This is a genomic window from Paenarthrobacter sp. NyZ202 (genome assembly GCF_049860755.1).
Taxonomy (GTDB): domain Bacteria; phylum Actinomycetota; class Actinomycetes; order Actinomycetales; family Micrococcaceae; genus Arthrobacter.
Genome location: NZ_CP187556.1, coordinates 2891300 through 2915493, shown reverse-complemented (window position 1 = coordinate 2915493; position 24194 = coordinate 2891300). Strand labels below are relative to the sequence as shown.

Genomic DNA, 24194 nt, shown 5'->3' with positions numbered 1-24194 from the left:
GGGTCAAAACGCGCTCTGCTGCTACTTAGTTGGGTCGGGAGTCGTTCCAGGGCGCAGGCTAGTCCACGGTGCAGGGTGCGGCGCCTGCGGTACCCGGGGTGTTCGGGGCCCATTCCGGGTAGGTGCGGTGGTCGTTGGCCGGTACCCAGCGGCCTTCATCCACCACGTAGTCCCAGCCCAGGCCGGTGCGCTTGAGTTCTTCGATGCCGCGCAGCAGGCGCCCGGCGTCCTCCAGCCTGGAACCTACGCCGAAGCTGGCGCGCAGCGAACCCGAGGGCAAGCCCAGGCGCTTGAGCAGCGGGTGGGCGCAGAAGCGGCCGTCGCGGAGGCCCACACCGTGCTCTGCAGCGAGGTAGGCGGCCACCAGTCCGGCGTCGAATCCTTCCACCGAGAAGTTGACCACACCGATGGTATCGGTCGAATCGCTGAAGATCCGGTGGACGCTCACGCCGTCAATGGCCTGCAGGCCTTCCACCAGGTAGGCCCGGATGGCGGCCTCGTGGTTGTGCCATGCCTGCGGATCGAGTCCGGAAAGTACCTGGGCAGCGCGGGCGAGGGTTGCTGCACCAAGCACGTTGGGGGAGCCGCCTTCGTGGCGGGCAGGGCCGGTTGCCCAGCTGACGGAGTCCAGGCGTGCCTCGCGCACCGCTCCGCCGCCGGCAAGGTGCGGGGTTCCGGCGTCGAGCCAGTCCGGGCGTCCCACCACCACACCCGCGCCGAAAGGTGCATAGAGCTTGTGGCCGGAAAACACGACATAGTCGACGTCGGCCGCGGCGATGTTGATGGGGCGGTGGGGTGCCAACTGTGCGGCGTCAACAACGATCCGGGCACCGTATTCGTGGGCCAGGGCTGCGAGTTCCTTGATGGGCAGGATTTCGCCGGTCACGTTGGAGGCGCCGGTAACAGCCAGCAGGGAGACGCCACCCTGGCTGAGTTCTCCGCGGATTTTCGCGATGGTGCCGGCAAGGGTGGTATCAGCCACCACGCTGCGGTGGGGAACTCCTTGCCACGGAAGCAGGTTGGCATGGTGTTCGATGTCCAGGTACAGGACTTCACCGGTGTGCTTGCCATCGATCTGTGGCAGGCAGCCTGCCAGCAGGTTCAGCGAGTCGGTGGTGTTACGGGTGAAGATCACGGAATCGTCAGGACGGCCGCCTACGAACCCGCGAACGATGTTGCGCGAGTTTTCGTACACCGAGGTGCTGATCTGCGAGGCATAACCGGCGCCCCGGTGCACGCTGGCGTAGTAGGGGAGGACCTCGTTCAAGTAGGCTGACACGATGGTCAGGGCCGGTGCCGATGCTCCGTAGTCAAGGTTGGCGTACCGGACGTGACCGCCCTGGATCAGTGGTGCCTGCAGCTCGGCGCCGGTGACGGCGGCCAGTGGCCTGCCGGCGGCAAGCTCCTGCCCGGGGGACGGCTGGATCGTGGAACTGAACGTAGCTGTGCTCATGTGACCTCACTCAAGAGGGACCCCGCAGGGGATCCGCGCTTGCCGTATCCGTTCCGGACCGGCCTGGTCGTCACCCGGGGCACCCCACCGCGAATGGAGGGTTGCCGGCCAGCAAACCGGGGTTTTGCGCTGGCACTCGTGACCTGTAAATGAGGTTAGGGCACGCCCGCCGCCCGTTTCAAAGCCGCCCGGATTGTTAAGCGCTTTATTACGCCGGTTGAAATTTGGCCGATTTGCCGAACAAACAGACGGCGGATGCCCCCGAAAGGTGGCATCCGCCGTCGAAAATTCTGCTTGGCTGCCAGGTGGCAACCGTGGCATTAGCTGCTAGAGGAGGTCGTCAACCTCGGGGTTCAAGCGCTTGAGGACTTCGGAATGGAGGATCGAATTGGTCGCCAGGGCGTTGCCACCGAAGGGGCCATCCTCACCTTCAAGGGAGGTGAACCGGCCACCGGCCTCGGTGACGATGGGGACCAGGGCCGCCATGTCGTAAAGGTTGAGCTCCGGTTCGCAGGCGATGTCCACCGCGCCCTCGGCAACAAGGCAGTATGACCAGAAGTCCCCGTACGCGCGGGTGCGCCACACGTCTTCCGTCAAGCCCAGGAACTCCTCCAGGTTTCCGCGGTCCTTCCAACCCGACAGGCTCGAGAAGGACAGGGAGGCATCGGCCAGGTGCGAGACGTTGGAAACCTTGAGCCGTGTGGCCGACGCCAGGGAACGGCCGGTGTAGGCTCCCATCCCTTTTGCAGCCCACCAACGTTTGCCCAGGGCGGGAGCGCTGACGACCCCCACCACTGGCTCCCCCTCGTCAACCAAGGCAATCAGTGTGGCCCAGACGGGAACTCCGCGGACAAAGTTCTTAGTGCCGTCGATCGGATCGATGATCCAGCGCCGCGAGCCGTGACCCGTGCTGCCGAATTCCTCACCCAGCACAGCATCCCGCGGCCGGGAACGGGACAACTGGCCGCGGATTGCTTCTTCGGCGGCCTTGTCGGCATCTGTGACCGGAGTGAGGTCTGGCTTGGTTTCGACCTGCAGGTCCAGGGCCTTGAAGCGGTCCATGGTCTGGGCATCCACTGAATCCGCCAGGACATGGGCAAGGCGAAGGTCGTCGTTGTAGCTGGAAACGGGTTGGGTCATGCCACCAAACTTATCGTGAAACGTTCCCCCGCAGCGGGACGTGAAGCCCGCTGGCTAGTTGACGGTTCCCAGTTCCTTGGCTTCCTTGGCCTCCAGCCTGGGGTCTGCGCCAAGGAGTCGTCGCAGTGATGCCAGCCGGGCCGGACCGGAGGGACCCGCGTGGCCCTCGTTGACCCACGCATCGAGGCCGCAGTTGACCGCCCCGGCGTCGTGCTTGCAACCGCGGTCGCAGGCGTCGGTGCCGGGCTCCAGGTCCGGGAACGAATGCAGGATGCGGTCCGGATCCACCAGGGCCAGGCCGAAGGACCGGATGCCGGGAGTATCAATAATCCAGCTGCCGGACGGGGCATCGGCGAGCTTGAGCGCCAGGGCCGAGGACGAGGTGTGGCGCCCGCGGCCCGTGACGGCGTTGACGCCGCCTGTGGCGCGTTCGGCACCGGTCAAGGCGTTGACCATGGTGGATTTGCCGACGCCGGAGTGACCCAGCATGACCGTGACTTTGCCGTCCAAATGGCTGCGCAGACTTGCCACGGCTTCGCTGTCCAGGCGGGCTGACAGGCCGTCATCCGACCGGGCATCGATGCCGGATGCGGCTGCGTCCGCCGTACGGCTGATGATCACGGGGAAGTCCAGGCTCACGTAATTGGCCAGCAGCTCAGACGGATCCTTGACGTCAGCCTTGGTGACGAGCAGCAGTGGTTCAATACCTGCGTCGTATGCGGCCACCAGGGCCCGGTCAATGAAACCGGTCCGGGGTTCGGGATTGGCCGCGGCCACTACAACCACCAGCTGGTCGGCGTTTGCCACCACCACCCGTTCAATGGGGTCGGTGTCATCGGCGCTGCGCCGCAGGACCGTGCTGCGCTCCTCTACGCGGACCAGCCGGGCGAGCGTGTCCGGCCCGCCGGAGACGTCGCCGACCAGGGCCACGAAGTCACCGGGGACCACAGGGGACCGGCGAAGTTCGCGGGCCCTGGCGGCGATGACCGTCCGTTCCTGCGGGGTGTCTTCGGCCACCACGGCCGTATAGCGGCCACGGTCGACCGTGATGATCCGGCCGATCACGGCGTCGTCGTGGCTGGGGCGGTCCTTGGTGCGGGGCCGGGAACCTTTTTTGTTGGGCCGGATCCGGACGTCGGACTCGTCCCAGGAGCGTGCGTCGCGGGCCATGGTCAGGCGCTGGCTCCGTTGGTGCCCTCGCCCTGCTGCAGCATGGCCTCCCACATCAGCGGAAAGTCGGGCATGGTCTTGGACGTGGTGGCGATGTCTTCCACCTGGACGCCCGGGACGGCGAGGCCCAGGATGGCTCCTGCGGTGGCCATTCTGTGATCCGCGTAGCTGTGGACCACCCCGCCATGAAGCGGGGCAGGGCGGATGACCAAGCCGTCCGCTGTTTCTTCGGCGTCACCGCCCAGGCGGTTGATTTCCGCGACGAGGGCAGCCAGCCGGTCGGTTTCATGGCCCCGCAGATGGGCAATACCCGTCAGGCGGGATGGTCCCGACGCCAAAGCGCACAGGGCGGCCACCGTTGGTGCGAGTTCGCTGGTCTCGTCGAAATCGCCCCCCTTGATGTCCGGACCGCCGGTCACGGTCAGCGTGCCGTGGTCCAAGGTGACCTGCGCACCCATCGACGCAAGGATGCTCCGCCAGAGATCGCCCACCTGGGTTGTTTCGGATGGCCAGTTGGGAATCCGCACGGTTCCGCGGGTCGCCAGTGCTGCCGCCAGGAACGGGCCGGCGTTCGAAAGGTCCTGCTCGATTCTTTGGTCGAAGGCCCGGATGGGTCCGGGCTCGACGCGCCAATGGTTGGGAACGGAATCATCGACCCTGGCACCGACGCTCCGGAGCACAGCAACCGTCATGGCGATGTGGTCGAGACTTGGTACGGGTTTGCCCACATGTTCCAGGTGCAGGCCTTCAGTGAAACGTGCCCCCGCAAGCAGCAGGGCGGACACGAACTGGGAAGAGGCACTCGCGTCGATCACCAGGTGGCCCCCGCGCACCTCTCCGGTGCCTGCCACAGTAAAGGGAAGGGCCGACGGCGTCCTGCCGCCTTCCGTGCCCACCGGCACCCCGAGCGCTGAGAGGGCTTCGATGATGGTTCCCATAGGCCGCTTGCGGGCGTGGGGATCACCGTCGAAGAGGGTCGTGCCCTTCCGCAGGGCGGCCAGCGGAGGGACGAATCGCATGACGGTTCCGGCGAGTCCGCAGTCGATGGCTGTGTCTGTGCCCGACGCCGCCTGGTCCATGGGCGTGATCTCGAGATCAGGTCCGTAGTCGCCGTCGCCGGGTACTTCAGTGACTGTGGCACCCAATTGCCTGAGCGCCTGGATCATGAGCACCGAATCACGCGAATGCAATGGTGCCCGGAGCCTGGAAGGGCCGTCGGCCAGGGCCGCGAGAACCAGGAAACGGTTGGTCAGGGACTTGGACCCCGGTACCGTGACGGTGGCGTCCACGGGTGCCTGTGCAAACGGAGCCGCCCAAAGCGGCAATGCAGGGGCGGAGCCTGCCGGCCCCGGGTGTGCTGCGGTGGTACCTGTCATGCTTCCTTATGCTCCAACTGCGTTATCGACGGCTTTGCGTACGGCTTTGTCTGCCCGCTTGATCTGCTTGCCGGTGACCTTCCGGGCGTCCGCCGCCAGGTGCTCTGCCCGCCAGGCAAGACTGGGCCGTCCCGCGGTGTCGACGGCGGCCAACAGCACGCCTCCGGTCAGGGATATGTTCTTGAGCAGCTGTGCTTTGCGTGCGGTACGGCCTTCCTTGGTGCTGATGTCCGCCGAACGCCACTCCACGAAAGTGTTCAGCGCCGATGTCACGGCCAGGACGGTGGCCGCAAAGCGGGACAGCTTGCCCAGGCCCAACAGGGCGCCGGCGCCCAACTGTGCTCCGCCGATGACCCGGGCCAGCACCTTCTCGTCCGCGGGGAAGGGCAAGGACTCGGAGGCGCGCCGCAGGACAGGGGAGAGTTGCCGGGCAGTGTCGTCAGCGTGCTTGAGCTTGTCCAAACCTGCCACGACAAAGCTGGTTGCGAGCATGGGGCGGGCGAGGAACCGGATAACTGACATGTCTTGCCTCCTGGATGGGTTGCCACAAGTGTCACGGGGTGCAGTCTGGTCTAGTCTTGCACCTTTGCGGAATATTTACCCAGCGGCCGCCGTTGTGAACAACAGGCGCGGTGGAGGCCGGGCTGCGGCAGCGTGATGCCGCTTCGCTGAACGGAGTTGGTTTTTTGACCTTGGTGAAGGACCGGGCAGGCCTACTGGAGTCCGGCGGGACCAGACAGCCTGATTCCCCGCGGCTGACAGTAGACTTGGCTTCGATGAGCACCATTGAACCGGCCGCAGCGGCCATGTACCAGGCAGCCGAAGCGGACGACGACGTCGCGGTGGCTTCCGACGTCGATCCTGCTACCGAAACTGTTGAACAGCGGCGGGAGCGCTTCGAGCGGGACGCCATGCAGTATGTCGACCAGTTGTACTCTGCGGCGATGCGGATGGCCCGGAACCCCTCCGACGCGGAAGACCTCGTGCAGGAGGCCTACACCAAGGCATTTTCGGCCTTCCACCAGTACAAGCCGGGGACCAACCTCAAGGCATGGCTGTACCGCATCCTGACCAATACGTACATCAACCTCTACCGGAAACGGCAGCGGGAACCCCTGCAGTCCAACTCGGACACCATCGAGGACTGGCAGTTGGCCAAGGCGGAGTCCCACACGTCGTCCGGATTGCGGTCGGCCGAAGCCGAGGCCTTGGACCACCTGCCTGACTCCGACGTCAAGAACGCGCTGCAGGCCATCCCGGAGGAGTTCCGCCTGGCGGTCTACTTCGCGGACGTCGAAGGATATGCGTACAAGCAAATTTCAGAGATCATGAATACCCCGATCGGTACCGTCATGTCGCGTCTGCACCGCGGCAGGAAGATGCTTCGGGATATGTTGGCGGACTACGCCGCAGAACGGGGCTTCAGCGCCCACACAGAAGACCAGGCTGCGGCCGGGAGCAAAAATCAGGAGAAAGAGCAATGAGCGACTGCCAGGGATTGGGCGATTGCGACGACACGCGGATGCAGCGCATCTACGAATACCTGGACGGGGCACTGACCCGCGAGGACCTGAAAGACATCAAGGAGCACCTGGACTCCTGCGAAGAGTGCACCGAGCAGTATGACCTCGAATGCCTGATCCGCACCATGGTCAAGCGCTCCTGCACCGAGTCTGCCCCGGAAAACCTCAAGAACTCCATCCTGGACAGGATCCACTCCATCAAGACCGTGGACGCCTGAGCTGCCGGTTGGACGCCAAAGGCCCCGGAAACCTGCTGGTTTCCGGGGCCTTTGCTTTAAGCCTTGACGCTAAGCCGTTGGCTTAGGTGTTGGGACGCTTGCCGTGGTTCGCGCCGCCACGCTTACGGTCACGACGCTTACGTGCACGCTTGCTCATAGCTGGCCTCCTTAAATGTTTTGATACTCAATAGAGCTGCCCTCCAGTTTCGCACATCAGCACGTTCGCAGGCGAACCGGCCCCCGGCCGGGTCTTCCGGCCTAGCTGCGCAGTGAACTCCTGATGGAAATGCGGGCCTGGTCCAGAACGGCCCTGATGGTCTCCAGGACCAGGGGCGTGAGTTCCTGCCCGGCGCTGTGTTGGCGTAGCTCCACACGCATGTCGTCACGGAAGGACTGCACCATGAGTTCGGCTTCCTTGAGCATCTGTTGGCCTTCGGCTGAATAACTCCGGGTCCTGGCCTGGAAGGAAACGGGTCCGGGCTGGGTCCTTGCCGCTTCTGCCGTGGCGGCGAGGTCGGCACGCAGTCCGCGCATATTAGCGCGGATATCCTCGCGAAGGGTATCCGCCAGACGACGGACAGAGGCAGAGATGGTGTCCTCGACGCCGGCCAGTTCCTCCCTCCGCCGGTCAAGCTCCGCCAGGCCTGCTTCGGTAATGAGGTACTTGGTCCGCCGGCCTTCCGACTCCGTAGCTACAAGCCCTTCTTCTTCCAGCTTGCCCAGACGCGGATAGATGGTTCCGGCGCTGGGCGAATAGGTGCCCCCGAACCTGTCGCCGAGCGCCTTGATGAGCTCGTACCCATGCCGTGGGCCCGACTCGAGAAGGGCCAGGAGGTACAAGCGCAACGCACCGTGCGCGAAGACGGGAGGCATCAGAGGCCTGCTTCGCCGGGGACCGGATACCCTGGCTCCCCCGGGGCAGGTGCCAGCGCATGCATGATGTGGGTTTTGCCGGACACTGTGTTGGTCCGGACCAGCATCAGTTTCCCGTCGGGCCCCACGATCGTGTTCACGTTGCCTCCCGGCTGGTTGTACACCTGGTTGTCAATGACAACGGCGCCGCTTGCCGACTTGGCGGAGATATCCAGTCCCACATCATGGGGGAGGCGGACGGTGAGGTCCCCGGACACCGAATTGGCGCCAAAGTCGTGGGTGAAGTCCTGGAGGTCAAAGGTGAGGTCGCCGCTGACGGTGTTGGCGCGGATGTTCGAAAACGTGCCCGACGCCGTCACTTCGCCGGAGACGCTCTTGGCGGTCAGGACGCCGTCGTGGTTTCTGACGATGACTTCGCCGCTGACGGTGTTGACGTGCAGTTCGCCGCTCGTGTGGTCGGACATCACGGAGCCTGCGACGGTGCTGAGCCGGATGTTGCCGGTGAGGCCGGACACCATTCCGTCGCCGCTGACCGTTCCCGCCTCCACAACGACGCCGGGCGGCAGGGCGATCCCGACCACCGCGGTGTTGGTGCTGGAGTTGTTGACGGTCCCCATGAGGTTCTTGAACCACCCCTGCGGTCCCTGCAGTTGGTGCCGGACTTCGAGGCGGCCGTTGACCAACGTCACGGTCAGGGGGTCGCCGGTGACGTCGCTGACTTCGATCCTCACGAAGGGTTGGTCGTGCGTTACGACGTCGAACCGGCCTTTGACGATTCCGAGTTTGAGTGAGCGGACGTTCTCCACATCGATGGTTTGCGGGCCCGTCACAGTCCATAGCTCGTCTGACATGATCCCTCCAGGTTGCGATATATCGCGTTGATGTAAACACGATATATCGCGATGGCACCGATGGCAATGGACGGCGCTGACCAGGGTAGGGCGCGGTTGGCTGCTACTCCGGCTGGGCGATGTTAAGCCACTGGAACCAGCCGCGGTGCAGGACCAGCCACGCAATCAATCCGTAACCGGCCTGTCCCGGTGTGCCGCCATTGGCTGCGAGGTCAGTCCTCCACTGCTCATGGTTGAGCAGTGGAGAGAACGTGTCAACGTAGTGGTGGTTCCTCCTGGTCGTGACATCGGCAAAGGCTGTGTTCAGTTCGGCCAGGCGCTTATTGCGGGCCGGGTCCAGGGTGGGTGGCGGGCCGACGACGAAGACCTCGACACCGCTGTGCGAGGCGCCGTCCAGGATGTTGGCGAGATTGAGGCGGCTGCGGGCGGTGGACAGGCCGAACTCGACGTCGCGCCCTGAGAGACCTATGACCAGCCGGTTTTCGTGGGTGTCGCTGAAGCGCCGGCCGGCTTCGTCCTGCCACCGTGTCGCCAGGCCCTCCGTGCCTTCCATGGGGCAGGGGAGGGAGAAGCTTTCCACCACGACTGAATCCTGGGGTGTCCGTGCCAGGACCCTTCCAAGCCAACCAAGCGCCCGGGGATCTCCCAGCCCTGCCAGCAGTTCATCTCCAACAGCTGCAATGCGCAGCTTCCTGTCTTCCACGGTTACCTCTTCACACTCGTTACGGTCCTTGCACGGCATCAGGATCAGCGCCTGTTCTTGAACCGGGTTTCTGTCCCATTAAACAGAACTGCCCGGCTGCAGGTGCGGAACCGCACCCCAGCCGGGCAGTTTTTGGTGTTACTTGCGCTCGAACGCCTGCTTGATCAGGATGTCCTGCTCGGCAGCGTGTCGCTTCATGGAGCCTGCTGCCGTGGACGCCGACGCCGGGCGCGACACCAGGCGGACCTTCCGGTCCAGCTGCGGAGCCAGGTTCAGGCCCATGAACGGCCACGGACCCTGGTTGGCGGGCTCGTCCTGGGCCCACACGATGTCTGCGTTCGGGTACTTCGCCAGTTCGGCTTCGATCTCGGCCTTGGGGAGCGGGTAGAGCTGCTCCACACGGACGATCGCCGTGGACGTGTCGCCCGACTTTTGCCGGTTGGACAGGAGATCGTAGTACAGACGGCCGGAAACCAGGATGACGCGATCCACCGTGCCGGGCTCGAGCTCGTGCTCGCCAATGACCGGCTTGAAGCCGCCGGTGGTGAAGTCCTCCACGGCAGAGGCTGCGCCCTTCAACCGGAGCAACTGCTTCGGCGTGAAAATGATCAGCGGCTTGCGCGGCCGGCTGTAGGCCTGCCGGCGGAGCAGGTGGAAGTGCGACGCCGCGGTGGTGGGGTTGGCCACGATCATGTTGTCCTCGGCGCACAGCTGGAGGAAACGCTCGATGCGTGCGGAGGAGTGGTCCGGTCCCTGGCCCTCGTAACCGTGCGGGAGCATGAGCACCAGCGATGAACGCTGGCCCCACTTCTGCTCGGCCGAGGAAATGAATTCATCGATGATGGTCTGGGCGCCGTTGACGAAGTCGCCGAACTGGGCCTCCCAGAGGACCAGAGCGTCCGGCCGTTCCACGGAATAGCCGTATTCGAAGCCCATGGCTGCGTACTCGGACAGCAGGGAGTCGTAGATCCACAGCTTGGCCTGGTTGTCCGAAAGGTTGCCCAAGGGCAGCCATTCATTGCCGTTGGCACGGTCGTGGAAGACGGCGTGACGCTGGACGAAGGTTCCGCGGCGGGAGTCCTGGCCTGCCAGGCGTACGGGAACGCCTTCCATGATCAGCGAACCAAAGGCAGCGATCTCGCCAAAGCCCCAGTCGATGCCGCCTTCACGGGACATCTGTTCGCGCTTCTCCAGCAGCTGCTTGAGCTTGGAGTGGACGGTGAAGCCTTCCGGGATCTCCAGGTGGGCCTTGCCGATGCGTGCCAGCGTCTCTGCCGAGATGGCGGTGGACGTGGGGGAGTTGGTTCCGAAATCGGACTGCTGGGCAATGGGCCGCTCGATATCCGACACGGCAGCGGAGTCCGCGGTGATGATCGGGATCGGAGAGGTCTGCGCGGCGTGTGTCTCGGCGAAGACCCGCTCCAGGCGCTCCTGGTAGTCGCGCAGCAGCTGCTCGGCTTCTTCCTCGGTGATGTCTCCACGGCCGATGAGCGATTCCGTGTACAGCTTGCGCACCGAGCGCTTGGCCTCGATCAGGTTGTACATCAGCGGCTGGGTCATCGAGGGGTCGTCGCCCTCGTTGTGGCCACGGCGGCGGTAGCACACCATGTCGATGACAACGTCCTTGTGGAACCGCTGGCGGAACTGGTAAGCGAGCTGGGCCACGCGGACCACGGCTTCGGGATCGTCACCGTTGACGTGGAACACCGGAGCCTGGATCATCTTGGCGACGTCCGTGGAGTAGGTGGACGAACGCGAAGAGGACGGAGCGGTGGTGAAGCCGACCTGGTTGTTCACGATGACGTGGATGGTGCCGCCGGTGCGGTAGCCACGCAGCTGGGAGAGGTTGAGGGTTTCCGCCACAACTCCCTGGCCCGCGAAGGCGGCGTCGCCGTGCACCATGATGGGCAGGACGGGGAAGGACTCACCCTGGTCCAGGCGGTCCTGCTTGGCGCGGACGATGCCTTCGAGGACCGGGTCCACGGCTTCGAGGTGGGACGGGTTGGCAGCGAGGTAGACCTTGGTCTGCTTCCCGTTGTCCGAGGTGAACGTGCCCTCGGTGCCCAGGTGGTACTTCACGTCGCCCGAGCCCTGGACGGAGCGCGGGTCCTGGGTGCCTTCGAACTCCCGGAAGACCTGGGCGTAGGTCTTGCCGGCAATGTTCGTGAGAACGTTCAGGCGGCCGCGGTGGGCCATACCGATCGCGACCTCGTCCAGTCCGTCGTCGGCCGCGTCGGAAATGACGGCGTCGAGCAGCGGGATCAGCGACTCTCCACCTTCAAGGGAGAAGCGCTTCTGGCCGACGAACTTGGTCTGCAGGAAGGTTTCGAAAGCCTCGGCCGCATTGAGCTTGGAGACGATGCGGAGCTGCTCTTCGCGGCTCGGCTTGGAGTAGGGGTGCTCCAGCTCGTCCTGGAACCACTTGCGCTCGGCGGGTTCCTGGATGTGCATGTACTCGATGCCGGTGGTGCGGCAGTAAGCATCGCGGAGGACGCCGAGGATGTCGCGGAATTTCAGCTGCGGCTTGCCGCCGAAGCCACCCGTGGGCCATTCGCGGTCGAGGTCCCACAGCGTCAGGCCGTAGGTGAGGACGTCAAGGTCCGGGTGCTTGCGCTGGACGTATTCCAGGGGATCGGTGTCGGCCATGAGGTGGCCACGGACCCGGTAGGAGTGGATCAGTTGCTGGATCCGTGCCACCTTGTTGATCTCGTCGGCCGGGTCCACCTGGAGGTCGGGGCTCCAGCGGACGGGCTCGTACGGAATGCGCAGGGCTTCGAAGATTTCGTCGTAGAAGTTCTGCGCGCCCAGCAGGAGCTGGTGGACTAGCTTCAGGAATTCGCCGCTGCCTGCGCCCTGGATGACGCGGTGGTCATAGGTGGAGGTCAGTGTCAGGATCTTGCTGATGGCGTTCTGGGCGATGATCTTTTCGCTCGCGCCCTGGAACTCGGCCGGGTAATCAAGGGCGCCGACGCCGATGATGGCTGCCTGTCCCTTGGAGAGGCGGGGCACCGAGTGCACGGTGCCGATGCCGCCCGGGTTGGTCAGCGAAACCGTGGTACCGGCGTGGTCGTCAGCAGTCAGCTTGCCGTTGCGGGCACGCTTGATGAGGTCCTCATAGGTGTGCCAGAACTCAGCGAAGTCCATGGTCTCGGCCTTCTTGATGTTGGGAACCATCAGGAGGCGGGTGCCATCGGGCTTCGGCATGTCAATGGCGATGCCGAAGTTGACGTGCGCGGGCTGGACTGCGCTGGGCTTGCCGTCGATTTCGTCGTAGTAGACGTTCATGGACGGGAACTGGGAGAGCGCACGGACCACGGCGTAGCCGATGAGGTGGGTGAAGGACACCTTGCCGCCGCGGGCGCGGGCAAGGTTGGAGTTGATGACCACCCGGTTGTCGATCAGCAGCTTGGCCGGAACGGCCCGGACGCTGGTGGCCGTGGGTACTTCCAGGCTGGTGACCATGTTGGAAGCGATCGCCTTGGCGGGGCCGCGCAGGACGGACACGACATCCTCTTCAGGCGCGGTTGGTGCTTTGGTGCTCCGGGGAAGCTGGGCGGGGATCGGCTGTGCGGCATTACCGCCGACGGGCTTCTTTGCTCCGTCCTTGGCTACCGTGGCAGGTGCTTTCTTCGCTGCGGCCGGGGCCGCCGGCGCGGCAGCGGGAGGTGCCGCAGGGGCTGCCGGCGCCGGTGCCGGAGCCGCGGGCGCCGGGGCTACCACGGGAAGTACTTGGGTGGGTGGATTGGCAGCGGCAGGGGCTGCGGAGGTTCCGTTGGAAGAAGTGCCGTCACCGGTGTCAAAGGATTCGAAGAGCGGCCACCACTTGGCGTCGACCGAATTCTTGTCCTGCTGATACCGCTCGTACAGTTCGTCAACGAGCCACTCGTTTCCGCCAAATTCCTCTGGTAGACGGTGGCTGGGCTGCTCTGGCACTTGAAATACGCCTCTTCCATGAGTGTTGATTTCCCGCTGGCCAAGGTTGCTTTTCCGCAACGATGCACCAGGGTCCGGGTCCCGCGAACTCAGACCTTTGCCAGTCTAGTTAGGATCGTCGGTTAACTGCCAATAGTGGTGACCTAAATCATGTTGCCCGGTTCTCAAAGGGGAAAACCCTTGATTCCGGGCCGCGGCGGCACGTCAAAAACCGTCCTGTCCCCACGCCTGGACGCACAGGCGTGGCCTGTAGACTGAAATCCTTATGGACAGTAAATCTAGGTGCCGGCCTGGGTACTGCAAGGGGAACCGCATTGCGATTCCCACGGAACGTACCCCCCGAGCCGGCAACACCCGTTCACATGCCCATCACCCGCCTGCCCTCCAGGCCGGTGGTCCCGCGGACCACGCGTCCACGGGGCCCGACCAGCCTCCGCCGGGCAATCGTCCCGCGGTGGAGGCGCCCCGTTCCTGGCATGCTCCGGTTTCCGGAGTGATGTTCTGATGGAATGGATTCTCCTGATAGCCGGTTTCGCCCTCATTCTGGGAACCGGCTTTTTCGTAGCAGTTGAGTTTTCCCTGGTGGCCCTGGACCAATCAAGCGTCCAGCGGGCCATCGACGACGGCGACCACGCGGCGGTACCGCTGCTGAAATGCCTGAAGTCCCTGTCCACCCAGCTTTCGAGTTGCCAGCTGGGCATCACCCTCACCACGTTGCTCACGGGTTTCGTCATGGAACCGTCCGTGGGGCAGCTCCTTTCAGGGCCCCTGGGCCTGTTGGGCCTGGCGCCCGAGGTAGCGCATTCGGTGGCCTTGGTGGTGGCGATGGTCCTTGCAACCCTGCTGTCGATGCTCATCGGCGAACTGGTACCCAAGAACATGGCCATAGCCCTGGCCTTCCCGCTGGGCAAGGCGCTTGCCCGGCCACAACTGATCTTCACCGCTGTGTTCAAGCCGGCCATTGTGGTGCTGAACGGTTTCTCCAACAAGGTCCTGAATCTGTTCGGGCTCGAGGCCAAGGAAGAGATTTCCGGCGCGCGGACGCCGGCCGAACTGGCGTCCCTGGTGCGGCGGTCGGCTGAACTCGGCACGCTTGACGCCGGAACCGCAAATTTCGTGGCGCGGACCCTGAGCTTCTCCGGCAGGACGGCCGCGGATGTCATGACACCCCGCATCCGCATGGAAACGATTGATGCGGGCCAGCCCGTTTCCGATATTCTCGACGCCGCGCGCCGGACCGGATATTCGCGGTTCCCGGTGATTGGTGACTCGGCGGATGACATCCGGGGAGTCGTGCATGTCAAGAAAGCGGTGGCGGTCCCTGCCGACCGCCGGGGCAAGCTTGAGGCCGGAGCCATCATGACCGATGTGCTCCGGGTGCCGGAGACCATCCACCTGGATGCCCTGCTGTCCGAACTCCGTGAGGGCAACCTTCAGTTGGCGGTGGTCCTGGATGAATACGGAGGAACCGCGGGCATCGCAACCCTGGAGGACCTGGTGGAGGAAATCGTGGGAGAGGTCTCCGATGAGCACGACAAAGTGCGCCCGGGCCTGCTCCAGAGCGCGTCCGGTGACTGGTATTTCCCGGGCCTCCTCCGGCCCGACGAGGTATCGGAACAAATTCCCCACCTGAAGGTCCCGGACGAGTCCGCCTACGAAACCGTAGGGGGCTACGTCATGAGCAAACTGGGCCGGATCGCCAGGGTCGGTGATGTTGTTGACGCCGGCGGCGGCACGTTGACTGTCACGCGCATGGACGGCCGGCGGATCGACCGGATCAGTTTCCACCACGTGGCCGAACCTGACGACGCAGCTGCAGGGGCCGGGGACAACCACCATGAGGCAGGTGCCGTATGAGTGACTGGGCCGGAATTATCTGGTTGGTTGTCCTGCTGATCGGCAACGCCTTCTTTGTTGGCGCCGAGTTCGCAGTCATGTCGGCCCGCCGAAGCCAGATCGAACCGCTGGCGGAGGCAGGGTCAAAGAGGGCACAAACCACGCTGCGGGCCATGGAAAATGTCTCCCTCATGCTGGCGTGTGCCCAGTTGGGCATTACGGTCTGTTCCCTGCTGATCCTGCAGGTAGCCGAGCCTGCGATCCACCATCTGCTGGCGGCTCCGCTGGAGATGATAGGGATTCCTGTTGAACTGGCTGATGTGATCGCCTTTGCGATCGCGCTGCTGTTCGTCACCTTCCTGCACGTGACGTTCGGTGAGATGGTCCCCAAGAACATCTCTGTTTCCGTGGCGGACAAGGCTGCGCTGCTGTTGGCTCCGCCGCTGATGTTCATCGCCCGCGTGGTGAACCCGGTGATCTGGACGCTGAACTGGCTGGCCAACCACATCCTGAAGCTGATGAGGATCGAGCCAAAGGATGAGGTGTCGTCCTCCTTTACCTTGGAGGAAGTCCAGTCGATTGTCCAGGAGTCCACGCGGCACGGCCTGGTGGACGATGAAGCCGGGCTGTTGAGCGGCGCCCTGGAGTTCTCCGAACACACGGCGGCCAACATCATGGTCCCGCTGGAGCATTTGGTGGTCCTGAAGTCCGCTTCAACTCCCCGGGAGTTGGAGAAGGCGGTCAGCCGGACGGGCTTCTCGCGGTTCCCGATAGTGGACGACGACGGCGAACTCGCCGGATACGTGCACGTCAAGGACATCCTGTCCATCCCCGATGAAGGGCGCGGCCACCCCATTGCCGAAGGCCGGATACGCTCACTGGCCAATCTCGCTCCCGAAGATGAAATCGAAGAGGCGATGTCCGTCATGCAGAGGACCGGCTCGCATCTGGCCCGGGTAGTGGGTCCGGGGGGAGCTACGCAGGGAGTCTTGTTCCTCGAGGACGTGATTGAGCAATTGGTGGGCGAGATCAGGGATGCCACGCAGGCCACGGGAATACGTCGCCTGGGCGGCGCGCAGGCCCAGTAGTCACGTGCCCCGCCAGGAGTTCGTCGCCAACGGCACCGGCCGCCCGGCCGGTGCCGTAGCTCCCCCTGAACGTTGACGTGGAGCGCTAAATAGGAATCATTCCTATTTAGCGCTACACTGGGCATGCCAGTTATTGTGTTTGATTCTCATTTTGAGTAGATCCGAGGTCTTTGTGCGTCGTCCAGCCGCCCGCCTGTCCATGGCCGCTTCCGCCGGTCTTGCTGCCCTGTTGCTCTCTTCCTGCGCCGGAACTGCAGGAGCGGGTGATTCTTCCCCGGCGTCGTCCTCGGGCGCCATCGAGGTTGTCACGTCCACCAACGTCTACGGTGACATCGTCAAGGCGGTGGGTGGAGACAAGGTCAACGTCAGCTCGATCATCACCAAGACCAGCCAGGACCCGCACTCATACGAGGCAAGCGCCCAGGACAAGCTGGTGATCTCCAAGGCAAAGCTGGTGGTGGAGAACGGCGGCGGCTACGACGAATTCCTCCATAAGATCGCAGACGAGACCAAGGTCGGCCACGACAACATGATCAGCGCCGTGGACGTTTCCGGGCTGGCACCGGAGGGCGAGAGCCACACGGAGGAGTCCCACTCCGGGGAAGGTCACACGCACGACCACGGAGAGTTCAATGAGCATGTCTGGTACAGCCTGGACACCATGGGCAAGCTTGCCGACGCGATCGCCGGCAAGCTAGGTTCACTGGACGCCGCATCCGCCTCCACCTACACGGCCAACGCCGATGCGTTCAAGGCCAAGCTGGGAGAATTGACCGGGAAGCTTGACGCCCTGAAGGCCGCACACCAGGCTTCTCCGGTGGCGATCACGGAACCTGTGCCGCTGTACCTTCTGGAGGCTGCCGGTCTTGAAAACAAGACCCCCGAAGCTTACAGTGCCGCCATCGAAGAGGGCACTGACGTTCCCGCGGCCGTCCTCAAGGAGACTACGGACCTCGTTTCCGCCAAGAGCGTCAAGCTCCTCGCCTACAACGAGCAGACCGAGGGGCCGCAGACAGAATCCGTCAAGCGTGCCGCCGAGGCTGCGGGCGTGCCCGTGGTCAACTTCACCGAGACCCTCCCGGATGGCAAGGACTATCTGCAGTGGATGGGCGGGAACGTGGAGTCCCTGTCGGCCGCTTTGGCACAATAGGCACGCAGTTCCGCAAAGTATGCCCGCACTTATGCGGTGAAGGCCCCGCTGGAGTCCTAAGATATTGGGGATGGCCGCGGGGCCTTTTCCTGCCCCACCTTCTTGCCCCAACCACAGGGTGGGCCATCACTGAACGCGAACACCATCGCACCAACAACGGCGCACCAACGGGCGCTTGGATCGAGGACAACTTTTGACACCCGTAGTGAGCCTCCGCGGAGCCAGCCTGCAGTTCGGCAGGAGGACGCTGTGGAGGGACCTGGACCTCGATATCCATCCCGGGGAGTTCTTCGCCGTCCTCGGGCCCAACGGCAGTGGCAAGACAAGTTTCCTCAAAGTCCTGCTGGGCCTCCAGGAGCTCCATTCCGGCAGCGTAACGCTGGCGGGACATCCCGCGGAACGCGGAAGCAAGCGCATCGGCTACATCCCGCAACAGAAGTCTTTTGCTCCGGACACGCCGCTGCGGGCACGGGACCTCGTTGCCCTGGGTATCGACGGTCATCGGTGGGGCATGCGCCTCGGCTCCGGCACGGTAAACCGGCGCGTTGATGAACTCCTTGACCTCGTGGGTGCCTCGGATTACGCCAAGGTTCCGCTGGGGCAGTTGTCCGGTGGCGAACAGCAGCGCCTCAGGGTTGCCCAGGCCCTCGCCACCGAGCCCCAGGTCCTGCTGTGCGACGAGCCGTTGCTGTCCTTGGACCTTCACCACCAGCAGGGCGTCAGCGCGCTCATCAACGAACAATGCCACGCGCGGAACAGCGCCGTGGTGTTTGTGACCCACGAGATCAATCCGGTCATCGACTACGTGGACCGGGTGCTGTATCTCGCGGGGGGCCAGTTCCGGCTTGGTGCTCCTGAGGATGTCATGACCACGGAAGTGTTGTCGGAGCTGTACAACAGCCACGTGGAGGTCATCCACGCGAACGGAAGGATCGTCGTCGTCGGCCTTCCCGACGCAACCACGCACTTCCATGACGATGCCCACGCAACTGCCGGGGAGGAGTTCTAAATGGACCTCGGTGAGATCCTCCGGACCATCTTCACTTTCGACAACTACGCCGAGCTCCTGGTCCTGGTCCAGAACTCGATCTGGGCCGGCGCGGTGCTCGGGCTGCTCGGCGGCCTGGTGGGAACCTTCGTCATGAAGCGGGACCTCGCCTTTGCCGTCCATGGCATTTCGGAGTTGTCCTTTGCCGGTGCCGCGTTCGCACTGCTGGTGGGGGCCGACATCATCTTTGGTTCCCTTGTCGGCTCCGTTGCCGCCGCCGTGCTGCTGGGCTTCATGGGCGTCCGCGCCCGGGACAAGAATTCGATCATTGGCGTGATCATGCCCTTCGGCCTGGGCCTGGGCATCCTGTTCCTAGCCCTCTATGAAGGGCGCGCGGCCAACAAGTTCGGTTTGCTGACAGGGCAGATCGTGTCAGTGGACACGGTGCAGCTCACGGCCCTGGCCGGCACGGCCGTGGTAGTGATGATTGCCTTGGCCGCCATCTGGCGTCCGCTGGACTTTGCGAGCGTCGACCCTGAGATGGCCGAGGCGCGGGGCGTCCCCGTCCGGGGACTGGCCATCGGCTTCATGGTGTTGCTGGGTGTCAGTGTGGCGCTGTCCATCCAGATCGTAGGGGCCTTGCTGGTGCTGGCCCTGCTGATCACTCCTGCCGCCGCGGCCTTAAAGGTCACCACCTCGCCGCGCCTGGTGGTGTTGCTGAGCGTCGTCTTCGCCATGACCGCCACAGTGGGCGGAATTCTCCTGGCCCTCGGCAGCCGGATCCCGATCAGCCCCTACGTCACCACGTTGTCGTTCGTCATCTACGTGGCCTGCAGGATCATCGGACGAGTGCGGGCGAACCGTGGCCTGAACGGGCGGGTGTCCCGCGGTCAGCCGGCGGGAGCACTCTAAGCCCCCGGAGCCTGCAGGCGGCCTAAAGCCCGCCGGCCGCCTTCCGGGCCGTGCAGTCGGGACAAAGACCAAAGATTTCCACGGTGTGGGCCACCTCGGTAAAGCCGTGTTCGGTGGCGGTACGGGCAGCCCAGGTCTCGACGGCGGGGGCCTCCACCTCAACGGCCTTGCCGCAGTTGCGGCACAGCAAATGGTGGTGGTGACCCGTAACGGCGCACCTGCGGTACACGGCCTCGCCCTCGCCGTTCCTCAGGACATCGATCAGGCCGTCGTCTGCCAGCGACTGGAGGATACGGTACGCCGTGGCCAGGGAGACCGACGTGCCTTTGTTCTGCAGCAACCGGTACAGTTCCTGGGTGCTGACGAAGTCATCCAATTCGTCCAGGGCAGCGCTGACAGCGAGACGTTGCTTGGTGACGCGCTGCTCCCTGGCGCCGCCCGTGGCCGGCGCCGAAGGGCCGGTGGTCGCGGAATTGGTGCCTTGTGGCATTGAAGAACTCACTTCCCTGGTGACGCTGGCAAACCCCAATTTTACCAGCAGGGGATGGTTGGAAACTGTCAGGGGCCGACCCTAGGCTGTCATCATGAAGCTCACCAAGTACACCCATGCCTGTGTCCGGCTTGAAAAGCAGGGAAACGTCCTGGTGATTGATCCCGGGACGTTCTCGGAGGCCGGTGAGGCTTTGGCGGGAGCCCAGGCGGTCCTCATCACCCACCAGCACGACGACCATATTGACCGGGCGGCGGTCCTGGCAGCGTTGCGTAGGGATGAAGACCTGGAAGTGCACGCTCCGCAGGCCGTGGTCAACGCCCTGCTGGATGCAGCGGGTCAAGACGCCGGGGAGGGGGCAGGTTCCCTGGCCGGCCGCATTCATGCAGCGGCTCCGGAATCCACCCTTGACGTTGCCGGTTTCCGGGTGCAGACCTATGGCGGACAGCATGCGTTGATCCACCCCCAGATCCCAGTGGTGGCTAACATCGGCTACCTTGTGGACGGCAACGTGTTCCACCCCGGCGACTCGTTCGTGGTTCCCGATTCCATGGAGGTCAAGACCCTGCTGGTTCCGATCCACGCACCGTGGTCCAAGGTGGGGGAAGTAGTGGACTTCGTCATCTCGGTCCGGGCGCCGCAGGCATTCCCGGTCCACGATGCTCTGCTCAACGAACTCGGCAGGGGAATCGTGGAGGGCCACGTCACCCGGATCGGTGCCAAATACGGCACGCGCTACAGGCGGCTCGCTCCCGGGGAGTCCGTGGAAGTCTAGGCGCGGGGGCCGTTCCAGATCCCGGTGTCGTGGAACCTCTCCAGCGTGGCTTCGTGGGGCGTGGGATCCAACCCCTTTCCGGCGAGCCAGCCGTCGTCGTAATAGCTGCCGGTGTACCGGTCACCGCCGTCGCACATGAGCGAAACGATACTGCCGGTGCGGCCCTGGGACACCATGTCGGCCACGAGTTGCCACACACCCCACAGGTTGGTGCCGGTGGAGGGGCCGGCGTGCAGTCCGGTCAGTTTGCGCAGATGCCGCATGGCGGCCACGGAGGCAGCATCCGGGACCTGGATCATGTGGTCGATGACGGCCGGGATGAAGCTCGGTTCCACCCGGGGACGCCCGATGCCTTCGATGCGGGAGGGTTGCCCGGTGGGTGATGCGTCCTGTCCGTCGCGCCAGGCCGGATAGAAGGCGGAGTTCTCCGGGTCCACCACGGCAAGCCGGGTGCGGTGCCGGTTGTAGCGAAGGTAGCGTCCAATGGTGGCGCTGGTTCCGCCGGTGCCGGCGCCCACCACGATCCACTCGGGAACCGGATGTTCTTCCAGGGCCAACTGCTCAAAGATGGACTCGGCGATGTTGTTGTTGCCGCGCCAGTCAGTGGCGCGTTCGGCATAGGTGAACTGGTCCATGTAGTAGCCGCCGGAGGTCCGTGCGGTTTCTTCGGCGACGGCGTAAACCTCCGATGCATGGTCCACCAGCAGGCATGCACCGCCGAATTCCTCGATCAAGGCGATCTTCTCCGGGCTGGTGGTCCTGGTCATGACAGCAATGAACGGCAGCCCGATGAGCCGTGCAAAGTAGGCTTCCGACACGGCCGTGCTGCCGCTCGAGGCTTCCACGATGGTGGTGCCTTCGGTAATCCAGCCATTGACCAGCCCGTACAGGAACAGCGACCTCGCCAAGCGGTGCTTGAGGCTTCCGGAACGGTGGGTGGACTCGTCCTTCAGGTAAAGCTGGACCCCCCAATGCGCGGGGAGCGGAACCGCATAAAGGTGCGTGTCCGCCGAACGGTTGTTTTCGGCCTCGATCTTCCGGATGGCTTCGTCTGCCCAGCGACGGTCCTGAATACACGATGTGCTCACCGCTAAAGCCTACCGGCGGCACGCAGGTGCGCCGGTGTCACACCCCGCGCGGCCGGCTGCTGACAGGACTAGGCTGGGACGCGGATACCCTGTGAGCAGTACGTGAAGAAACGCCAACGACCGCAAGGAGTTTGAATGCCACCGCTGATTGACGCTGCCGGGCTGCATGGCCGGCTCGCGGCAGGGGAGCGCATTGTGCTTCTCGATGTCCGCTGGGTCCTGGGCCGGACCGATGGCCGTGAACGCTACCTGGAGGGCCACCTTCCCGGGGCGGTGTTTGTGGACCTGCCCACGGAACTCGCCGACCACGCGCAGCCCGCACTGGGGAGGCACCCGCTGCCGTCCACGGACCGCTTCCAGGAAGCAGCCCGCCGGTGGGGCATAAATGAGGGCGACACCGTGGTCGCGTACGACGACAGCGGCAGCATGGCTGCCGCCCGCGTGTGGTGGATGCTCCGCAACGCCGGGGTTGCGTCGGTTTACCTGCTCGACGGCGGCCTGTCCGCCTGGCGCGCGGAAGGCCACCTGCTGGAAACAGGCGAGGTAAGTCCCGGCGTCGGGAATCTCACGCTGGCTGAAGGCAGGATGCCGGTGATCAGCGGGCACGAGGCTGCCCACTGGCACGGTGACCGTGTTCTGCTCGATGCCAGGGCGGGGGAGCGCTACCGCGGGGAAGTGGAACCGGTTGATCCGCGTGCGGGGCATATTCCCGGTGCCTTCAGTGCACCGACCACCGACAACATCTCCGCGGCCGGGACCTTCCTGCCCGCGGAGGAACTGCGGGCCCGCTTCGCCGGGCTCGGCGTCACGGACGAGACTCCCGTAGCGGTTTATTGCGGATCCGGCGTGACGGCCGCCCACCAGATCGTGGCCCTCGAACTGGCGGGGTTCAAGGCCGCACTTTTCCCCGGGTCCTTCTCGCAGTGGTCCAACGACGCCGGCAACCCTGTGGCCACAGGGCCGGAACCATTCGAGGGCGAGCCGGCGATCGCCGGAACGGGACGTCCGCAAACTGGCACAGCCACAGGCGCCGGAGGTAGCGTCGAACCATGACGCCAGGACGCCCCGTACCACCGCCGCTTGCCAAACCCATCACGGTCGAACACCCGCCCTCCGTGGCGACCAACCTCGCAGCCGCCTACGGCGCCACCTCCCCTGGGAGCGGCCTGGTGCCCCTGACCGTCTTGAGGCGGGAACCCAAGGACGACGACGTGGAAATCGGGATCGAATTCTGCGGCCTCTGCCATTCGGACGTGCACGCCACCCGCGGGGAATGGCGCATCCCGCCCTATCCGCTGGTGCCTGGCCATGAGATCGTCGGCAAGGTGACGCGCGTTGGCGCTGCCGTGACGGAATTCGCGCCCGGCGACCGGGTGGGAGTGGGCTGCATGGTGGACTCCTGCAGGGAATGCGACAGTTGCCTGGACGGCCTGGAACAGTACTGCGAACGGGGCAACGTGGGGACGTACGGCGCCCCCGATCCCCGCAATGGAGATGCCATCACCCAGGGCGGCTACTCCACCTCCGTGGTGGTTGACCGCAGGTTCGTCCTGCGCATACCGGATGCCTTGGACCCGGCGGCCGCCGCACCGCTGCTGTGCGCAGGAATTACCACTTACTCGCCGCTGCGGTACTTCGAGGTGGAAGAGGGGGATGCGGTTGGCGTTGTGGGTTTGGGCGGACTGGGCCATATGGCGGTCAAGATCGCCAAGGCCATGGGCGCCGAGGTCACCGTGTTCACCACGTCCGAGACCAAATTCCAGGCCGCCCGTGAGCTCGGCGCGGACCACGTAGTCCTGTCAACGGACCCGGAAGCCATGGACGCTGCCGGCCGCAGCATCGATGTCATCATCGATACCGTGGCTGCTCCGCACGATCTCAACCCCTACTTCCGGACCCTGCGGCTCGAGGGTGCTTTGTTCCAGCTGGGCCTTCCCGCGGAGGACATGCCGCCGGTCAGCCCCGGGCTCCTCATCCGCCGCCGCCTGGCTTATGCGGGGTCCCTCATCGGCGGCATCCAGGAGACCCAGGAGATGTTGGATTTCTGTGCCGGGCATGGCGTTGCCAGTGATATCGAAGTAGTGGACGCCTCCCGGCTGAACGAGGCCTACGACCGCATGGTTGCCGGGGACGTGAAGTACCGATTCGTGCTGGACACCGCAACACTCCACCAACCGTCAGAAAGGGCAGACGCATGAGCACGCTGTTCACCAAGATCATCAACGGCGATATCCCGGGCCGCTTTGTATGGAAGGACGAGGACGTGGTGGCCTTCCTGACCATTGCGCCCATCACGTCCGGCCACACCCTGGTGGTGCCGCGCACGGAGGTGGACTCCTGGACCCATGCCAGCCCGGAACTGCTGGGGAAGGTCATGGATGTGGCACAGCGCATCGCGCAGGTGCAGGAGAAGCTGTTCGACGCCAAACGCGTGGGTGTGCTCGTGGAAGGCTTCGAAGTGGAACACCTGCACGTCCACATCTGGCCGGCCTATTCCACGGCTGACTTCGAAGTCCATAACGTCGACCACAACCCTGATCCAGCGGTGATGGACGCGACCGCGGTCAAGTTGCGCGCCGCCTTGCGGGCGGCCGGCCACGAAGAGTTCGTCCCCGAAGACTGAGCGC

23 protein-coding genes and 1 riboswitch are annotated in these 24194 nt (G+C 64.5%); of the genes, 11 read left to right on the top strand and 12 right to left on the bottom strand.

Annotated features, from left to right (window positions below):
* Positions 1-58: 58 nt before the first annotated feature.
* The 5 genes from ACPFL9_RS13525 to ACPFL9_RS13505 all read right to left on the bottom strand — a co-directional run bounded on the left by ACPFL9_RS13525 (position 59) and on the right by ACPFL9_RS13505 (position 5661).
* Positions 59-1453 (bottom strand): aminotransferase class V-fold PLP-dependent enzyme, encoded by a 1395-nt coding sequence (locus tag ACPFL9_RS13525; protein ID WP_426003277.1) that lies wholly within the window; start codon positions 1451-1453, stop codon positions 59-61.
* Positions 1454-1483: 30 nt separating this feature from the next.
* Positions 1484-1597, bottom strand: a riboswitch (SAM riboswitch).
* Positions 1598-1780: 183 nt separating this feature from the next.
* Entirely contained in the window at positions 1781-2593 is an 813-nt protein-coding gene (hisN, locus tag ACPFL9_RS13520; protein WP_426003276.1) for a histidinol-phosphatase, read from the bottom strand.
* A gap of 54 nt (positions 2594-2647) precedes the next feature.
* On the bottom strand, positions 2648-3763 hold the full coding sequence (gene rsgA, locus ACPFL9_RS13515; protein WP_426003274.1) for a ribosome small subunit-dependent GTPase A: 1116 nt from the start codon (positions 3761-3763) through the stop codon (positions 2648-2650).
* Positions 3764-3765: 2 nt separating this feature from the next.
* On the bottom strand, positions 3766-5139 hold the full coding sequence (gene aroA, locus ACPFL9_RS13510) for a 3-phosphoshikimate 1-carboxyvinyltransferase (protein WP_426003272.1): 1374 nt from the start codon (positions 5137-5139) through the stop codon (positions 3766-3768).
* Between the two features lie 6 nt (positions 5140-5145).
* Entirely contained in the window at positions 5146-5661 is a 516-nt protein-coding gene (locus ACPFL9_RS13505; RefSeq protein WP_426003271.1) for a DoxX family protein, read from the bottom strand.
* A gap of 164 nt (positions 5662-5825) precedes the next feature.
* Here ACPFL9_RS13505 and ACPFL9_RS13500 point away from each other — a divergent pair, with 164 nt between their 5' ends.
* Positions 5826-6623 (top strand): sigma-70 family RNA polymerase sigma factor, encoded by a 798-nt coding sequence (locus ACPFL9_RS13500; RefSeq protein ID WP_426003270.1) that lies wholly within the window; start codon positions 5826-5828, stop codon positions 6621-6623.
* Positions 6620-6880 (top strand): mycothiol system anti-sigma-R factor, encoded by a 261-nt coding sequence (gene rsrA / locus ACPFL9_RS13495; RefSeq protein WP_426003269.1) that lies wholly within the window; start codon positions 6620-6622, stop codon positions 6878-6880. The genes ACPFL9_RS13500 and rsrA overlap by 4 nt, the downstream gene beginning before the upstream one ends.
* Positions 6881-6962: 82 nt before the next feature.
* Here rsrA and ACPFL9_RS13490 read toward each other — a convergent pair whose 3' ends face one another.
* From ACPFL9_RS13490 to ACPFL9_RS13470, 5 genes are all read right to left on the bottom strand, one after another.
* Positions 6963-7037, bottom strand: a complete 75-nt coding sequence (locus ACPFL9_RS13490) for a 50S ribosomal protein bL37 (protein ID WP_369299106.1) — start codon at positions 7035-7037, stop codon at positions 6963-6965.
* 101 nt (positions 7038-7138) lie between these two features.
* Positions 7139-7753 (bottom strand): PadR family transcriptional regulator, encoded by a 615-nt coding sequence (locus tag ACPFL9_RS13485; protein WP_426003267.1) that lies wholly within the window; start codon positions 7751-7753, stop codon positions 7139-7141.
* Positions 7753-8604, bottom strand: a complete 852-nt coding sequence (locus ACPFL9_RS13480) for a DUF4097 family beta strand repeat-containing protein (RefSeq protein WP_426003266.1) — start codon at positions 8602-8604, stop codon at positions 7753-7755. The genes ACPFL9_RS13485 and ACPFL9_RS13480 overlap by 1 nt, the downstream gene beginning before the upstream one ends.
* A gap of 103 nt (positions 8605-8707) precedes the next feature.
* Positions 8708-9307, bottom strand: coding sequence for a GDSL-type esterase/lipase family protein (locus tag ACPFL9_RS13475; protein ID WP_426003265.1), 600 nt, complete (start codon positions 9305-9307; stop codon positions 8708-8710).
* Positions 9308-9445: 138 nt separating this feature from the next.
* Positions 9446-13240 carry a multifunctional oxoglutarate decarboxylase/oxoglutarate dehydrogenase thiamine pyrophosphate-binding subunit/dihydrolipoyllysine-residue succinyltransferase subunit gene (locus ACPFL9_RS13470; protein ID WP_426003264.1) on the bottom strand — a complete coding sequence of 1265 codons (3795 nt, stop codon included), beginning with the start codon at positions 13238-13240 and terminating at the stop codon, positions 9446-9448.
* Between the two features lie 504 nt (positions 13241-13744).
* Here ACPFL9_RS13470 and ACPFL9_RS13465 point away from each other — a divergent pair.
* The 5 genes from ACPFL9_RS13465 (at position 13745) to ACPFL9_RS13445 (ending at position 19214) form a co-directional block, all read left to right on the top strand.
* The gene (locus ACPFL9_RS13465) at positions 13745-15097 is read left to right on the top strand and encodes a hemolysin family protein (protein WP_426003263.1); all 1353 of its coding nucleotides are present in this window, start codon (positions 13745-13747) and stop codon (positions 15095-15097) included.
* Positions 15094-16164 carry a hemolysin family protein gene (locus ACPFL9_RS13460; protein WP_426003262.1) on the top strand — a complete coding sequence of 357 codons (1071 nt, stop codon included), beginning with the start codon at positions 15094-15096 and terminating at the stop codon, positions 16162-16164. The genes ACPFL9_RS13465 and ACPFL9_RS13460 overlap by 4 nt, the downstream gene beginning before the upstream one ends.
* A gap of 139 nt (positions 16165-16303) precedes the next feature.
* Complete coding sequence (locus ACPFL9_RS13455; RefSeq protein ID WP_426003261.1) at positions 16304-17314, top strand: metal ABC transporter solute-binding protein, Zn/Mn family; 1011 nt, start codon at positions 16304-16306, stop codon at positions 17312-17314.
* 193 nt (positions 17315-17507) lie between these two features.
* Complete coding sequence (locus tag ACPFL9_RS13450) at positions 17508-18323, top strand: metal ABC transporter ATP-binding protein (RefSeq protein WP_426003260.1); 816 nt, start codon at positions 17508-17510, stop codon at positions 18321-18323.
* Complete coding sequence (locus tag ACPFL9_RS13445) at positions 18324-19214, top strand: metal ABC transporter permease (protein WP_426003259.1); 891 nt, start codon at positions 18324-18326, stop codon at positions 19212-19214.
* Between the two features lie 22 nt (positions 19215-19236).
* On the opposite strand, the gene ACPFL9_RS13440 is transcribed toward ACPFL9_RS13445, so the two are convergent.
* Positions 19237-19704: a Fur family transcriptional regulator gene (locus ACPFL9_RS13440; RefSeq protein ID WP_426003258.1), complete on the bottom strand. Its 468-nt coding sequence runs from the start codon at positions 19702-19704 to the stop codon at positions 19237-19239.
* Positions 19705-19798: 94 nt separating this feature from the next.
* Here ACPFL9_RS13440 and ACPFL9_RS13435 point away from each other — a divergent pair, with 94 nt between their 5' ends.
* The gene (locus tag ACPFL9_RS13435) at positions 19799-20479 is read left to right on the top strand and encodes an MBL fold metallo-hydrolase (RefSeq protein ID WP_426003257.1); all 681 of its coding nucleotides are present in this window, start codon (positions 19799-19801) and stop codon (positions 20477-20479) included.
* Here ACPFL9_RS13435 and ACPFL9_RS13430 read toward each other — a convergent pair.
* Complete coding sequence (locus ACPFL9_RS13430) at positions 20476-21567, bottom strand: PLP-dependent cysteine synthase family protein (RefSeq protein WP_426003255.1); 1092 nt, start codon at positions 21565-21567, stop codon at positions 20476-20478. The two genes, ACPFL9_RS13435 and ACPFL9_RS13430, sit on opposite strands and share 4 nt — an antisense overlap.
* A 135-nt stretch (positions 21568-21702) precedes the next feature.
* Here ACPFL9_RS13430 and ACPFL9_RS13425 point away from each other — a divergent pair, with 135 nt between their 5' ends.
* From ACPFL9_RS13425 to ACPFL9_RS13415, 3 genes are read left to right on the top strand one after another with little or no spacing between them, the layout of a single operon-like run.
* On the top strand, positions 21703-22620 hold the full coding sequence (locus ACPFL9_RS13425; RefSeq protein WP_426003253.1) for a sulfurtransferase: 918 nt from the start codon (positions 21703-21705) through the stop codon (positions 22618-22620).
* Positions 22617-23765, top strand: coding sequence for an NAD(P)-dependent alcohol dehydrogenase (locus ACPFL9_RS13420; protein WP_426003251.1), 1149 nt, complete (start codon positions 22617-22619; stop codon positions 23763-23765). The genes ACPFL9_RS13425 and ACPFL9_RS13420 overlap by 4 nt, the downstream gene beginning before the upstream one ends.
* Entirely contained in the window at positions 23762-24190 is a 429-nt protein-coding gene (locus tag ACPFL9_RS13415) for an HIT family protein (RefSeq protein ID WP_426003249.1), read from the top strand. Before ACPFL9_RS13420 ends, ACPFL9_RS13415 begins: the two co-directional genes overlap by 4 nt.
* Positions 24191-24194 lie beyond the last annotated feature (4 nt).

Coding starts and splice junctions, on each gene's coding strand:
- ACPFL9_RS13465 (WP_426003263.1), top strand. CDS start 13,745: ATGGAATGGATTCTCCTGATAGCCGGTTTCGCCCTCATTCTGGGAACC.
- ACPFL9_RS13525 (WP_426003277.1), bottom strand. CDS start 1,453: ATGAGCACAGCTACGTTCAGTTCCACGATCCAGCCGTCCCCCGGGCAG.
- ACPFL9_RS13485 (WP_426003267.1), bottom strand. CDS start 7,753: ATGCCTCCCGTCTTCGCGCACGGTGCGTTGCGCTTGTACCTCCTGGCC.
- ACPFL9_RS13415 (WP_426003249.1), top strand. CDS start 23,762: ATGAGCACGCTGTTCACCAAGATCATCAACGGCGATATCCCGGGCCGC.
- ACPFL9_RS13445 (WP_426003259.1), top strand. CDS start 18,324: ATGGACCTCGGTGAGATCCTCCGGACCATCTTCACTTTCGACAACTAC.
- ACPFL9_RS13425 (WP_426003253.1), top strand. CDS start 21,703: ATGCCACCGCTGATTGACGCTGCCGGGCTGCATGGCCGGCTCGCGGCA.
- hisN (WP_426003276.1), bottom strand. CDS start 2,593: ATGACCCAACCCGTTTCCAGCTACAACGACGACCTTCGCCTTGCCCAT.
- ACPFL9_RS13505 (WP_426003271.1), bottom strand. CDS start 5,661: ATGTCAGTTATCCGGTTCCTCGCCCGCCCCATGCTCGCAACCAGCTTT.
- rsrA (WP_426003269.1), top strand. CDS start 6,620: ATGAGCGACTGCCAGGGATTGGGCGATTGCGACGACACGCGGATGCAG.
- ACPFL9_RS13440 (WP_426003258.1), bottom strand. CDS start 19,704: ATGCCACAAGGCACCAATTCCGCGACCACCGGCCCTTCGGCGCCGGCC.
- ACPFL9_RS13420 (WP_426003251.1), top strand. CDS start 22,617: ATGACGCCAGGACGCCCCGTACCACCGCCGCTTGCCAAACCCATCACG.
- rsgA (WP_426003274.1), bottom strand. CDS start 3,763: ATGGCCCGCGACGCACGCTCCTGGGACGAGTCCGACGTCCGGATCCGG.
- ACPFL9_RS13480 (WP_426003266.1), bottom strand. CDS start 8,604: ATGTCAGACGAGCTATGGACTGTGACGGGCCCGCAAACCATCGATGTG.
- ACPFL9_RS13435 (WP_426003257.1), top strand. CDS start 19,799: ATGAAGCTCACCAAGTACACCCATGCCTGTGTCCGGCTTGAAAAGCAG.
- aroA (WP_426003272.1), bottom strand. CDS start 5,139: ATGACAGGTACCACCGCAGCACACCCGGGGCCGGCAGGCTCCGCCCCT.
- ACPFL9_RS13460 (WP_426003262.1), top strand. CDS start 15,094: ATGAGTGACTGGGCCGGAATTATCTGGTTGGTTGTCCTGCTGATCGGC.